This window comes from Stutzerimonas balearica DSM 6083 (genome assembly GCF_000818015.1).
GTDB lineage: Bacteria > Pseudomonadota > Gammaproteobacteria > Pseudomonadales > Pseudomonadaceae > Stutzerimonas > Stutzerimonas balearica.
Genome location: NZ_CP007511.1, coordinates 2,020,683 through 2,033,976, shown reverse-complemented (window position 1 = coordinate 2,033,976; position 13,294 = coordinate 2,020,683). Strand labels below are relative to the sequence as shown.

The 13,294-nt window shown below is 66.5% G+C and carries 9 protein-coding genes; 3 read left to right on the top strand and 6 right to left on the bottom strand.

Features of this window, described 5'->3' with window-relative positions:
* Nucleotides 1-7: 7 nt before the first annotated feature.
* The 5 genes from tpx to CL52_RS09260 form a co-directional block, all read right to left on the bottom strand.
* Entirely contained in the window at nt 8-508 is a 501-nt protein-coding gene (gene tpx, locus CL52_RS09280) for a thiol peroxidase (protein WP_041105603.1), read from the bottom strand.
* A gap of 69 nt (nt 509-577) precedes the next feature.
* Nucleotides 578-1,930, bottom strand: a complete 1,353-nt coding sequence (locus CL52_RS09275; RefSeq protein WP_041105604.1) for an alanine/glycine:cation symporter family protein — start codon at nt 1,928-1,930, stop codon at nt 578-580.
* A gap of 363 nt (nt 1,931-2,293) precedes the next feature.
* Nucleotides 2,294-5,971: a translocation/assembly module TamB domain-containing protein gene (locus CL52_RS09270; protein WP_043220082.1), complete on the bottom strand. Its 3,678-nt coding sequence runs from the start codon at nt 5,969-5,971 to the stop codon at nt 2,294-2,296.
* Complete coding sequence (locus tag CL52_RS09265; RefSeq protein WP_082041981.1) at nt 5,968-7,692, bottom strand: autotransporter assembly complex protein TamA; 1,725 nt, start codon at nt 7,690-7,692, stop codon at nt 5,968-5,970. The genes CL52_RS09270 and CL52_RS09265 overlap by 4 nt, the downstream gene beginning before the upstream one ends.
* A gap of 146 nt (nt 7,693-7,838) precedes the next feature.
* Complete coding sequence (locus CL52_RS09260) at nt 7,839-8,477, bottom strand: GNAT family N-acetyltransferase (protein WP_043220080.1); 639 nt, start codon at nt 8,475-8,477, stop codon at nt 7,839-7,841.
* Nucleotides 8,478-8,652: 175 nt separating this feature from the next.
* On the opposite strand from CL52_RS09260, the gene xthA reads away from it, so the two are divergent.
* Together xthA and CL52_RS09250 are read left to right on the top strand one after the other, a co-directional pair.
* Nucleotides 8,653-9,465, top strand: a complete 813-nt coding sequence (gene xthA, locus CL52_RS09255; RefSeq protein ID WP_043220077.1) for an exodeoxyribonuclease III — start codon at nt 8,653-8,655, stop codon at nt 9,463-9,465.
* Between the two features lie 101 nt (nt 9,466-9,566).
* Nucleotides 9,567-10,943 (top strand): phosphate ABC transporter substrate-binding/OmpA family protein, encoded by a 1,377-nt coding sequence (locus CL52_RS09250; RefSeq protein ID WP_043220075.1) that lies wholly within the window; start codon nt 9,567-9,569, stop codon nt 10,941-10,943.
* A gap of 64 nt (nt 10,944-11,007) precedes the next feature.
* Here CL52_RS09250 and CL52_RS09245 read toward each other — a convergent pair whose 3' ends face one another.
* Complete coding sequence (locus CL52_RS09245) at nt 11,008-12,234, bottom strand: acyl-CoA dehydrogenase (protein ID WP_041105609.1); 1,227 nt, start codon at nt 12,232-12,234, stop codon at nt 11,008-11,010.
* 139 nt (nt 12,235-12,373) lie between these two features.
* Here CL52_RS09245 and CL52_RS09240 point away from each other — a divergent pair, with 139 nt between their 5' ends.
* A complete protein-coding gene (locus CL52_RS09240) occupies nt 12,374-13,288 on the top strand; it encodes a LysR family transcriptional regulator (RefSeq protein WP_041105610.1) in 915 nt (304 codons plus the stop codon).
* Nucleotides 13,289-13,294: the final 6 nt, after the last annotated feature.

Below are 13,294 nucleotides of genomic sequence, written 5' to 3'. Positions count from 1 at the left end.
CGCTCGATCAGCTCAGCGAAGCGATCGCCGCGTCGTAGTTCGGCTCGGAACCGATCTCGCTGACCAGCTCGCTATGCAGCACCTTGTCCTGCTCATCGAGCACTACCACGGCACGGGCAGCGATTCCTGCCAGCGGGCCGTTGGCGATCGCCACGCCGTAGTCGACCAGGAATTCGCTGCCGCGCATGGTCGACAGGTTGACCACGTTATCCAGCCCTTCGGCCCCGCAGAAACGCTTCTGGGCGAACGGCAGGTCGGCGGAGATACACAGCACCACGGTGTTCTGCAATGAACTGGCCTGGCTGTTGAACTTGCGCACCGAAGTGGCGCAGGTCGGCGTATCGACGCTCGGGAAGATGTTCAGCACCTTGCGCTTGCCGGCATAGGCCGACAGCTCGATGTCTGCCAGGTCGCCATTGACCAGGCGGAAAGGCTTGGCCTGCTGGCCGGGCTGCGGGAAGTCGCCGACCACCTGGATCGGGTTGCCGCGCAGGGTAACTTCACTCATGGGAACTCCTTATGTGCATGCAGGGCTTGCGAGCGGCCGCGGGCGTATCGCCCACGGCCTTGTTTGACTTCAGCGATTGGCGCTGTCGGCAAAGTATTCACGGGTCAGTTTGACCACCACCGGGCTGAGCAGCAGCAGCGAGATCAGGTTGGGGATCGCCATCAGGCCGTTCAAGGTATCCGCCAGCAGCCAGGCGAAATCCAGCTGGGCGATGGCGCCGAACGGTACGGCAAGTACCCAGATCACGCGGAACGGCAGGATGGCCTTGGTGCCGACCAGGAACTCCCAGCACTTCTCGCCGAAATAACTCCAGCCAAGGATGGTGGTAAAGGCGAAAACCACCAGGGCGATGGTCAGGATGATCCCGCCGATGCCCGGCATGGCTGCCTCGAAGGCTGCGGCGGACAGCGCCGAGCCACTTTCACCGCTGGTCCACACGCCGGTGCAGATGATCGCCAGACCGGTCATCGAGCAGACGATGATGGTGTCGATGAAGGTCCCGAGCATGCCGATCATCCCCGAGCGAACCGAGCTGGTGGTGGTGCCGGCGGCCTGGGCGATACCGGCGGTCCCCAGCCCCGCCTCGTTGGAGAAGATGCCGCGGGCGACACCGAAGCGGATCGCTGCCATCACGGCTGCGCCGGCGAAGCCACCGGTCGCGGCGATCGGCGTGAAGGCATGGGTGAAGATCAGGTCGAAGGCAGCGGGAATGGCCTCGGCGTTGACCACCAGCACGACGATCGCCGCGATGATGTAGGCCAGGCACATGAACGGCACGAGGGACGCGGCGACCACCCCGATGCGGCGGATACCGCCGAGGATCACCAGGCCGACGATGACCATGGTCAGCACGCCGGTGAGCCACAGCGGGATCGAGAAGGTGGTTTCCAGGGCATGGGCCATGCTGTTGACCTGCACCATGTTGCCGATGCCGAAGCCGGCGAGCCCGCCGAAGATCGCGAACGCCCCGCCGAGCCAGGCCCAGCGCGAACCCAGGCCATTCTTGATGGCATACATGGGGCCGCCGACATGCTCGCCGCGATCGTCTTTCTCGCGGTAATGCACGGCCAGCACGACCTCGCAGTATTTGGTGGCCATGCCGACCAGCGCGGTGCACCACATCCAGAACAGCGCCCCTGGGCCGCCGAGGAAGATGGCGGTGGCCACACCGGCGATGTTGCCGGTCCCCACGGTTGCCGCCAGCGAGGTCATCAGGGCTTGGAACGGGCTGATCTCACCGGTTTCGTCATCACCTTTGGCACGGCCGCGCCACATCAGCGCAAAACCGGTCCCGATGCGGGCGAGCGGCATGAACTTGAGCATGAACATCAGGAAAAGACCGGTACCGAGAATCAGCACCAGCATTGGCGGGCCCCAGACGAGGCCGTTGACGCTATTGACGAGGTTTTGCAGCAATTCCATTCGTGGCACCTGTTCTTCTTGGGCGAGGTTCGCTCGCGTGTTATGGGCCGTATCTCCATACGAGACCTTGGAACGGTTCACTGCGGGGTAACGCAGCCCCTTTCCGCGGCCCGGGTGATGACGGTTCGTGTCTGCGCTGCGGGATGACCGCAACGACGGCTGCACCTTGCAAGACACGTGCTAGACGCCCGGGCGGGATCTCCACACAGGCGTGTCGCCGGATGCTACCACCGCTTTTCCCGGCTGGCGTCGGCGATTTACGCCACTTATGCCGAACTACTGCCTGGCCTTCGACGGTCGCTACGCACCAGCGCCCTGACGGGCTCGTTCAGCGTAGCCAATCCTCACGACGTTGCAGCGGGCTCAGAAATCGCGGCGGTAGAACAGGTCCAGCGAGCTGGCCAGCCCGCTCGCGGCCTCGAGGAACAGACGCTTGGTCAATCGATAGCGCAGGCCGATGGTATTCGACGGCTCGAACACGCCGACGCCGTAGCGCAGGGTCAGCCGGTCGGTCAGCTGGCCGCTGGCGACGACGCTGGTCTGAGTGCCACTGCCCTCGGTGTCCAGCTGGAAGTCCTCGATGCCCAGGCGGCTGGCCAGGCCGCTGGTGAGCGACGAGCTGCCGGCCAGGCCGAGGCCGATCGCCGCGCGCGCGAGCAGGTTGTTGTCGCCGCTGTCGCTACCCAGCGGCCGACCGAGGATCAGGTAGGAAAGCGCCTGCTCCTGACTCATCGCCGGCTCGGCGAAGACGTCGACGCGCGGTTGCTGGGCACTGCCGGTGATACGCAGCCCGGCGACCACGTCGTGCGCTTCGACGCGGCGGATCGCTTCGATGTCCAGGTACGGCTGCGATAGCGGCCCGGTGAACAGCAGGCGCGCACGGCGAATGGTCAGGCGCTGCCCATAGGCGCGGTAGCGGCCATTGTTGAGCTGCAGTTCACCCCGCGTATCGAGGTCATCGCCGATGTGCAGATAGCCCGCGAGGTCGGCGGTGAGGCCGAATCCGGAAAAGCGCAGACGCTCCTGGCCGACTTCGACGTCGACGTCCATTCGCACCTGCACCGGCGTCGCAGGCTGCTCGGCTTCTTCGCCGACGATCACTGCATCGTTGGACACGGTCACGGTCGAGGGCGGCAGATCGCGCACCGTGATTTCACCGCGCGGCACCTTCACCTGACCGCGGATCATCAGCTCCGAATTCTCCAGCGTGATTTTCAGGTCCGGCGCTGCCTCGAGCTCGGCGTAGGGTTCGACGACGATCGGTAAGCGCTGGCCGCGTACGTTCAGCGCGAGATCAGGCTGCCCTTGCCAGCCGAACGTGCCGTCCAGCTGCCCCTGCCCGCTCTCGCCGCTGCGCCAGCTGCCATCGAAACGCATGCGCTGGCCGTCGATGGCCAGATCCAGCTGCAGATCCTCGAAGCTGGTCGGCAGCGCGCTACCGGATAGCTCACCGCCCCGCAGGCTCAGGCGGCCGCTGATTTCGGGCTCACGGAGGCTGCCATGCAGCCGCCCGCTGCCCTGCAGACGCCCCTCGATGCGCTCGACCATTGGCAGAAACGGTCGCGCCGCCGCGAGGCTGAGGCCGTCGAGGCGGAACTGGCCGTCGAGCGGCTTGGTTTCGCCGCGCGGATCGATGCGGGCCTCGATGGTCAGCTCGCCCAGTTCACCGCCATCGAAGCGCAGTTCGCTGTCGATGCGCTGGGGCAACAGGCGACTGTTCAATGCCAGCGCCTGATAGGGGAAATCGTGCCAGGTGTCGGCTTCGCGCATGCGCAGCACGCCGCTGCCCGCGTCGATGCGCAACGTGCCGTTGGGCCCGCTGGCTGGCAGGTCCAGGCTCAGGTCGGCATTCAGTTCGCCCTGCCAGGCGAAGTCGTCCGGGAACAGCTCGGCCAGGCTGCCCATCTGGAAGTCGCGCAAGCGATAGCGCAGCCGCGGCTCGGGCATCAGGCGCTGGTCGCTGCCACACAGGCTGGCCTCGCCCGATACCCAGCAATGCGCAGCCAGCTCGACGCTCCCGTCAGCGGTGCGCCGGATGCCGGTGGGGTTGCGCAAGCGCCAGCGCTGACCACTGGCCTCGAGCACGGCCGAAGTCAGGCGCCCCTGCCACGCCTCGCCCTCCAGGGCGCCGCGCAGCGCCAGGTCCAGATCCAGCAGGGGCCCCTGCACGCGCAGGCTCGCGTTGTGCTGCTCGCGCGTGCCGCCTGCCTCGAGCGTCACTTCACCGAGCGCGGTATCGCCCGCGGCAACGCCACTGGCCGTCAGGCCAAGCGATGCCCGCTCGCCGTTCTGCAGGCGCCCGTCCAGGCGCAACTGACGCAGCCGGTAGTCCTCATAGCCAATCTGCTCGGCGTCCAGCCGCAACTCGCCAGCCGGCCGCTCTGCGGTGCCGGCCAGTTGCAGCCGCCCCCGGGCCTGTCCAGTCAAACCCGGCCATAGCTGCGCCAGGCGTCGCAGCTCGAGTTGCAACTGTCCGTCGAGCCGCTCGCCCCAGCCTCCTCCACCCTCGACACGGTTGTCACCCAGCTGCAGCAGCAGGTCCTCCAGCATCCAGCGCTCGCCGGCACCGGAGAGCCGTGCGCGCAAAGTGGCCGGCTGCTGCCGCAGGCGCCCTTGCAGGTCGAGCGCAGCACTCGCCTCCAGGCGCTCGTCCCGCCAGGCCCCCGCGCTCTTGAGGCTGCCGCCGAGCTGGCCTGGCAACTCGGCTACCCAGTAGGCGGGGTCGAGTGAGCGCAGCTGCAGATCGGTCTTCCAGTCGATGCCCTGGGCAAAGCCGACACTCAGGCTGCCGGTCGCCTCGCCCTGTCCCGCGCGCAGCTCCAGCTGCGGCAGATGGATCTGCTCCAGATCGCCGCTGACCGGGCTCGCGAGCGTAAAGGGCCCGGCCGGGCCGCTCAGCGCAGAGTCTAAATGGCCCAGGTAGCTGCCGTCGTCGTACTGCAGTTCGCCGGTGAACTTGTGCAACGTGACCGGCGGCGCCTCTGTCGGGTAGAGCCGCTGCCAGGGGAACTCGTGCCAGTCGAACCTGGCTTCGCCGCGCAGCGCCTCGCTCCACTGTGCATTGCCCTGCAGGCTGAGCCGCTGCTCGTCACCGGCGTCCAGCACCAGCTCCTGGAGCGTTGCGGCACTGCGGTCGGCCCGCCCGGCGAGCCGGAACTGCACCGGCTTGCCGTCGCCGGCGAGCTGGCCGTCGCCCTGCACCCGATAACCCGCCCGCAAATCGCCCTTGGCGCTGAGCTCGGCACGCTCCAGCCGCAGGTTCGCGGGCAAGTCGTCACTCGCGCTGAAGTCGCTGACCACCAGCTTCACGTCGGCCGGCAGTGCATCGTCGAGTGGCTGCAGCGTGCCGGTCAGCCGCCCCTGCAGATAGCCATGGCTGAGTACCGTCAGCCTGAGCTGCTGCTGCAACGCGCCCTCGGCGTTCAGTTCGAGCGTCCAGGGTGACCCTTCGACCAGCTTCAGCGCTGCCTCGCCCTGCAGGCTCAACGGCCAGTCACCGGCGGGCTGCAGCTGGCCGGACAGCTCTGCCGACAGGTCGTCGCGCTTTACCGACAGCTGCTCGATCACCAGCTCGTCGCCGCGCCAGTCGGCACTCAGACGCGCCTGTTGCAGCTGCTCCACGCCGTCGAGACGCACCCGCCCGATCTCGAACAGGCCGACGCGCAGGCCCAGTGGCAACGACAGATCCGGCAGGCTGAATGGCTCGCTCGGCTCGGTCTGCGGCGAGGGCGCAAAACTCGCCTCGATGTCCCCGGTGACCAGCTTGTTGATGCACAGCGTCAGGCGCAGCAGGCAGCTCGGAGACCAGTCCAGCCGGGGCGTCTCGATCTGCGCGCGATCGGTGCCTCCCTGCCAGCGCAGGCGCTCGGCCCACCAGCGGCCGGCGAGCCGACCCTCGAAGCCTTCCACCGTCAGCCCCGGAACCCAGCCCAGCAGGCGCCGGCTGCCGCTTTCGCTACCGAGAAAGTAGCCAGCCGCAGCCACCAGGCCGAACACCAGCACCAACAGGACCGCCGCCACCCACTTGGCCGCGCGCTTCAAAGCTCGGGCCCCATCGAGAAATGCAGGCGCACACCTTGGTCGCCGTCGAGCGGGTGCGCGAGGTCGACGCGAATCGGGCCGACCGGCGATACCCAGCGCACGCCCACGCCGACGCTCTGCTTGAGCGTCGGCAGCTCCAGATCATTGAAGGCATTGCCCTGATCGGCGAACGCTGCGATACGCCAGCGCTCGGTGAGCGAAAACTGGTATTCCACGCTCGCGGCGAACTGGTAGCGGCCGCCGATGCGGTCGCCGTCGGAGTTGGTCGGTGACAGGCTCTGGTAGTCGTAGCCGCGCACGCTCTGGTCGCCGCCGGCGAAGTAGCGCAACGAGGGTGGCACGTTGACGTATTCGTCGGTCCAATTGCCGCCGAGCTGCACGCGACCAAGAAAGCGATGCCGCCGACCGAGCGTGGTCAACCCGCGGGCCTGGGCGTTGGCATGTACGAGGTTGGCGTCCGAGAGCACGCCGTCCTTCGCTGCGGCAATCTCGAACTGCAGCCGGTAGCCTTCGCTGGGGTCGATGCGGTTGTCGCTTCGCAGGTAGCTATAGGCAATGCCGGGCAGCAGCAAGGTGCTCAGCCCTGAATCGTCGCCCAGCCGGTACTCCTCACGCTGCCACTTGAGCGAGATCACGCGCAGCCAGCCGCTGTCCAGCTGACTGTGCCATTCAGGGCCAAGCCGCAGCAGGCGGCTGAGGCTGTCGGTGTCGGCCAGCTCCTCATACTGATAACCGGCGACGTAGCGCAGCTTGTCGGTCAGCGGCGGGTCGAGCGGCACGTCGTAGTACAAGCCGACGTTCTGCCGCGGCGCCGACAGCTCGGCTTCGGCGCCGTAGCTGTGCCCCTGGGGATTGACCCAGTGCCGGGTCCAGTCGAAGCGCAGGCGCGGCCCGACGTCGGTGGAAAACCCCACGCCAAGCCCGAGCGTGCGCGGCTCGCGCGTGGTCAGCATGACGTCAACCGGAATGCGCCGTTCGACAGCGGCGGTCGGGTTGGCATCGACACGTGTGCCGTCGAAGTAACCGCTCGATTGCAAGGCCCGATTGAGCTCGGCAATCAGCGCCGAGTCGTAGGGCGTACCCGGCTCGAACGGCACCATGCGCGCGAGCAGATCGTCATCGAACGGAGCGTCGCCCTGAAACTGAACCCGCCCCAGCCGATAGCGCTCACCGCTGTCGTACACCAGCTCCACGTCGGCCACCCCCAGCTGCGGGTCGATGCGCAGGCTCTGCTGGGTGAAACGACCGTCGAAATAGCCGTAGCGCGAGGCCTGGGTGAGAAAACGCTCCTTGGCCTCTTCATAACGCCCGTGGTTGAGCACATCACCGGGGCGCAGCAACTGGTCGGGAGTGTGGAACGCTGGCAGCCCGGTCGCCGGGCCCTGCAGCCGAACCTGCACGTCGCGCAAACGCACCGGCTCGCCCGGCGCGACGCGTACGATCAGACGTGGCTCGTCGCCATCGGCCACTTCGATATCGATGTCGGCGCGATAGAAGCCGAGCGCCTGCAGGGCCTTGGTCGCCTGCTCGCGGGCGACGCGGCTGTAACGCAGCAGCTCGCGCGCGTTGCGTTCGCCCAGATCGCCAATGTAATTCTCGACGTTGCGCCGAACATCACCGTTGGCCGGCTCGACACGCACCTGCAGCTCGGCGGCGAACAACGGCGAAGCAAACGACAGGATCAGACCGGCAAATACGCCGCGCAGGGTCAGCTTAAGCATGGCGCGGCATGCTAGCACGGCTCTGCCGGGCCCCGGGCAGGGTCGGCGCGGGCAGGCACGGCGGGGTTCGGAAACGGCTGGCAACATCGGGGGCTTCGACGGCGACGGCCCTGGTTCGGACAGGCGAAACGACGCGCAATTCCCCCTCAGCTCGCAGCGGAAACGACATGCTGCGGCGCCGGATGGAAAAACACGTGCTCGACCACCGGCCCGATGGCCACCTGGGCGATTTCCTCGTAGCCCTGACGGGCATAGAAGTTCAGGTAACGGGCGTTGCCGGTGTCGATCACCAGGCCGCTGGAAGTCGCGTCTTCGGCACACCAGTTGTGGACGGCTTCCAGCAGCTGTTCGCCGTAGTGGCGGCCCTGGTAGCGCGGGTGCACGGCGAGCAGGGGCAGTACGTGGAAGCGCCCCGGCGGCAAGGCGCCGAGCACCACGGCGTGATAGTCGAGGTAGCGGCGGGTGCAGCGCAGCCCGGTGCTGAGCAACATGCGCAGGCGCCAGGCCCAGCTTTCGGTGATCTCCAGGCGCCGCTGCGGCGGCGCGATCAGCGCCACGCCGATCAGACGATCCTCCAGCAGCAGGCCGATCGCCGGCTGGTCCTGGAGGAAATGCTGGTTGACCAACTCGCGCACCGTGGCGCGCACACGCTGGTCGTAACCCGGCCGCTCGGCCTCGAACAGGTAGCCGAACGTCGGCTCATGCCGATAGGCGTGATACAGCAGGGATCGCGCCTCGCTCGCGTAGCTGCTGTCGAGCATGCGCACTTCGGCGACATCGGCCATGGCCACTCTCCTCTTTCGCTCAGCATCGCCCTCAAAGAGGGCACCAAGGACGGCCGGCAACCCCGACTGGCCGGGCCTTTCAGCACGATAGCACCGCCCGACGCGAGCCGCCCGGGCTCGCCTGAGCGGCGTGGTCGCCCTAGAATCGCCGTTCGTTTCTGTCGGACAGCTTTTGATGAAAATCGTCTCTTTCAACATCAACGGGCTGCGCGCCCGCCCGCATCAGCTCGCCGCGCTGATCGAAAAGCACCAGCCCGACGTGATCGGCCTGCAGGAAACCAAGGTCTCCGACGAGCAGTTTCCGCAGGCGGAGATCGAGGCCCTGGGTTATCACGTCCACTTCCACGGGCAGAAGGGTCACTACGGTGTCGCCCTGCTCTCGCGCCAGGCGCCGCTGGAGATCCACAAAGGCTTCCCTAACGACGGCGAGGAGTCGCAGAAGCGCTTCATCTGGGGGCGCTTCGCCGATCGCAACGGACAGGCCGTGACCGTGATGAACGGCTATTTCCCGCAAGGCGAAAGCCGCGCGCACCCGGTGAAGTTTCCCGCCAAGACCAAGTTCTACGCCGACCTGCAGGCGCTGCTGGAGGAACGCTTCAGCCCGGAGCATCCGGTAGCGGTGATGGGCGACTTCAATATCTCGCCCGAGGACTGCGACATCGGCATCGGCGAGGTCAACGCCAAGCGTTGGCTGCGCACGGGCAAGTGCAGCTTTCTGCCCGAGGAGCGCGAGTGGCTCTGCCGGCTCAAGGCGTGGGGCCTGACCGACAGCTTCCGCACGCTCAATCCCGAGGTCGCCGACCGCTTCAGCTGGTTCGACTACCGCAGCCGCGGGTTCGAGGACGATCCGCGCCGCGGGCTGCGCATCGACCTGATCCTGACCACCGCCGCGCTGCACGCGCGGGTGCACGATGCCGGGGTCGACTACGACATCCGGGCGATGGAAAAGCCGTCCGACCACTGCCCGGTGTGGATCGATTTCAGCTGACCCCAGAGCCGCCCTGAAAGGCTCGTCGCAGAGCCTTCGCTGTCATCGTTTCGTCACCGTATCGTCTTAATCTCGCGGCCATCTGAGAAAGGAGTCGCGAGATGTCACCCAGTCGATCCGAGCGCGAAATCTGGTCGCGCGTTCTGTCCTTGGTCCTGTTGGGATCGATCTGCTACGGCCTGCCCTGGCAGGTGTTCGCCGCGCTGCCGGTGCCGGCCGAGGGCGTTGCGGTGCTGCGCATCCAGGGCTCCAACACGGTCGGTGCCAAGCTCGCGCCGATGCTGGTGAGCGGCTTCTTCGAGGCCCAGGGCCTCAAGGACGTGGCAGTCAGCAGCACGGCGGTCGCCAACGAGCAGCGCATCGACGCCAGGGACGACCAGGGGCACCGCCTGCATGCGACGGTCGCCGCGCACGGGACCGGCACCGGCTTCACAGCCCTGGCCGAGGGCAGTACGGACCTGGCAGCCGCGTCACGCCCGATCAAGGCCAGCGAGCGCCAGGCTCTCGCCGGGCTCGGCGACCTCAGCAGCGCCGCCGCCGAACAGGTCATCGCCATCGACGGGCTGGCCATCGTCGTGCATCCGGACAACCCTGTCGGCGCGCTTGGCACGGATGAGGTCGCGCGCCTGTTCGCTGGCGATATCAGCAACTGGAGCGAGCTGGGCGGCATGGACGCCCCGGTGCGCATTCACGCCCGCGACGACCGCTCCGGCACCTATGACACCTTCAAGGAACTGGTCCTGGGCGCCCACGGAAAGGCACTGACCCAGACGGCACGACGTTATGAATCCAATGACGAACTGGCCGCCGCGGTAACGCGTGATCGCGGCGCCATCGGCTTCGTCGGCCTGGCCTCCATCGGCAAGGCCAAAGCGCTGGGCATCACCGACGGTGATTCGCAGCCGATGGCACCCGAGCTCACGACCGTGGCCACCGAGGACTATCCGCTGTCGCGCCGGTTGTTCTTCTATGCCGCGCCAAACGACCAGTCACCCTGGACCCGGGCCTTCATCGACTTCGTGCACAGCGAGGCCGGCCAGCGCATCGTCGGGCGTTCCGGTTATGTCGCCCAGCGCATCGACGCGGTGCGCAGCCAGCCGCAAGCCGACATGCCCGCCTTTTACCGCCAGCTCGGCGAAGAGGCCCAACGGCTGACGGTCAATTTCCGCTTCGATGAAGGCAGCGCGCAGCTGGACAACAAGGCGCTGCGCGACATCGAGCGGGTCGCCGACTACCTGCATGCGCAGAACAAGGCGATCGGCAGCGCCGCGCTGGTCGGTTTCGGTGACCCGAAGAGCGACCCGAGCCGCGCCGCCCTGCTCTCCAAGCTGCGCGCCATGACGGTTCGCCGCGAGCTGATCAAGCACGGTGTCTATGTCAGAGAAATCAATGGCTTGGGAGCCGAACTTCCGGTGGCTTCCAACGAAGGAACCAGCGGCCGGGTGAAGAACCGGCGGGTCGAGATCTGGGTGTATTGAGCGGGAACGGTGCCCGATCGAAAAAGGCCGCTAGTGCGGCCTTTTCCTCAACCGGCTGGCAGGCTCAATGCCCGCGCAGCAGCTCGCGCGGCACATAGCGTCCGAGTTCGAACTTGCCGATTGCCGCGCGATGCACCTCGTCCGGTCCATCGGCCAGGCGCAGCGTGCGCTGCATCGCATACCAGTGCGCCAGCGGGAAGTCGTCGGAAACGCCCGCACCACCATGGATCTGGATGGCCCGGTCGATCACCTGCAGGGCCACGTTCGGCGCCACGACCTTGATCTGCGCGATCTCGCTGGCCGCGATCTTGTTACCCACGGTATCCATCATGTAGGCCGCGTTGAGGGTCAGCAGCCGCGCCATGTTGATCTCGATACGGCTGTTGGCGATGTGGTCGAGGTTGCCGCCCAGGCGCGCCAGTGGCTTGCCAAAGGCAGTACGGCTTACGGAACGTTCGCAGAGCAGCTTGAGCGCACGCTCGGCCATGCCGATCGAGCGCATGCAGTGGTGAATGCGGCCTGGCCCGAGGCGCCCCTGGGCGATCTCGAAGCCGCGGCCTTCGCCGAGGATGACGTTGTCGTAAGGCACCCGGACGTTTTCCAGCAGCACTTCGGCATGCCCATGGGGCGCGTCGTCGTAGCCGAACACCGGCAGCGGTCGCAGTACTTTCACCCCCGGCGCATCCATCGGCACGAGGATCATCGAGTGCTGTGCATGGCGCGGCGCGTCCGGATTGGTCAGGCCCATGAAGATCATCACCTTGCAGCGCGGATCGCAGGCACCGGAAGTCCACCACTTGCGCCCATTGATCACCCACTCATCGCCTTCACGCACCGCGCGGGCCTGCATGTTGGTGGCGTCCGAGGAGGCCACACCCGGCTCGGTCATGCCGAATGCCGAGCGGATCTCGCCGCGTAGCAGCGGCTCGAGCCACTGCTTCTTCTGCGCCTCGGAGCCGTAGCGCACCAGCACTTCCATGTTGCCGGTATCCGGCGCCGAGCAGTTGAAGGCCTCCGGGCCCAGCAGCGAGCTGCCCATGATCTCGGCCAGCGGCGCGTATTCGGTGTTGGTCAGCCCCGCGCCGTAATCGGACTCGGGCAGAAACAGGTTCCACAGCCCCTCTGCCCGCGCCTTGTCCTTGAGTTCCTCGACGATGGCCGTCGGCTGCCAGCGATCACCTTCGGCGACTTGCTGATAGAACAGCTTCTCGGATGGATAGACGTGCTCGTCCATGAAGGCTTGCACGCGCTCGCGCAGCGCTTGGACCTTGGGGGAATAGGCGAAATCCATGGGAACTACCTTATGCGGGGTTGTTGTGATGAGAATGCTAGAGGACGCCCCTGGATTTATCGAAGCTATTTTGCCCGTGTATTAACATTCATAACCCATATATGATCGACGCGCCCGTTCATGCCGGAGAGCCACAACAATGAACCTGAACAAGGTCGACCTGAACCTCTTCATCGTCTTCGATGCGATCTACACCGAAGCCAACCTGACCCGCGCCGGGCAGATCGTCGGCATCACCCAGCCGGCGGTGTCCAACGCCCTGGCCCGCCTGCGCGAAACCTTCAATGACCCCCTGTTCGTGCGCACCGCACAAGGCATGGTGCCAACGCCGATGGCGCAGAACATCATCGGCCCGGTGCGCAACGCGCTGCAGCTGTTGCGCGTCTCGGTGCAGGAAAGCCGAACGTTCAGCCCGGCGCAGGCGAACAAGACCTTTCGCATCAGCATGACCGACCTCACCGAGGCGGTCATGCTGCCACCGTTGTTCCAGCGCCTGCGCCGCCTGGCCCCGGGCGTGAAGATCGAGAGCATGCTGGCCAAGCGCCGCGAGACGACCAAGGAACTGGCCGCCGGCCGCCTGGATTTCGCCATGGACGCGCCGCTCAACACCGACCCGCAGGTGCGCCACGTCAAGCTGCTGGAAGATCGCTACATCTGCGCCATGCGCCGCGGCCACCCGCTGGCCAAGGACAAGCTGACGCTCGAGCAGTACCTGTCGCTGTCGCACATCCACATTTCCAGCCGTCGCAGCGGCCTCGGCCTGGTCGACCTGGCACTGGGCAAGATGGGCCTGCAACGCAAGATCGCCCTGCGCTCGCAGCATTACCTGATGGCGACCCAGGTGATCGAACAGACTGACATGGTGGTGACCGTGCCGGAACGCTTCGCCCGTCGGCACGATCTGCATCAGGTCGACCTGCCGGTCGACGTCGCACCGCTGGAAACCCACATCTACTGGCACGAAAGCACCGACCAGGACCCGGCCAACCGCTGGATGCGCGAGCAGATGATCGAGATCGCCCAGCAGGTCAGCGCTCAGGAAGCCCAGGCCTGAGGGGGC